Source organism: Burkholderia sp. PU8-34, assembly GCF_053427725.1.
In genome coordinates this window covers 1-411 of record NZ_JBSAXC010000084.1, presented here as the reverse complement: position 1 = coordinate 411, position 411 = coordinate 1, and the positions used below count along the sequence as shown (strand labels likewise).

Annotated in this window: 1 protein-coding gene; it reads left to right on the top strand. The window is 59.6% G+C overall.

Annotation, left to right across the window (positions count from 1 at the left end):
- Positions 1 to 411 (top strand): hemagglutinin repeat-containing protein (locus ACV22Z_RS35820; protein WP_448080953.1); only part of this gene is annotated, 411 nt, incomplete at both ends.

Here is a 411-nt window from a genome sequence, read left to right as displayed (position 1 = left end):
GGCGGGCGTGCGAGCGCTATCAGGTGGCGCGTCGCCCGAATTCAAGGTTGAGCTGAGTGTCGGAAGCAGCCACAGCAAGAGTGCGTTTGCCGAGGAGAGTGTGACGAATCGTGGCTCGATCGTGAATGCAGGCGGGACGGTGGCGTTTGCTGCAACGGGTAATAGTCAGCCGGGCAGCGGCAATGTCACGATTGCGGGTTCGAACGTAGGCGCGAACGATGTGATCCTGGCGGCCAAGAATCAGGTCAATATCGTGAACACGACCGATACCGATTCGACACGCAGTTCGAACGAATCGAAGAGCTCAAGCGTCGGTGTATCGGTCGGCACGGGTGGAATCGGCGTATCGGCGGCGATGTCGAAGGCACATGGCGACGGGAACAGCGATCTGGCAACGCAGAACAACAGCCA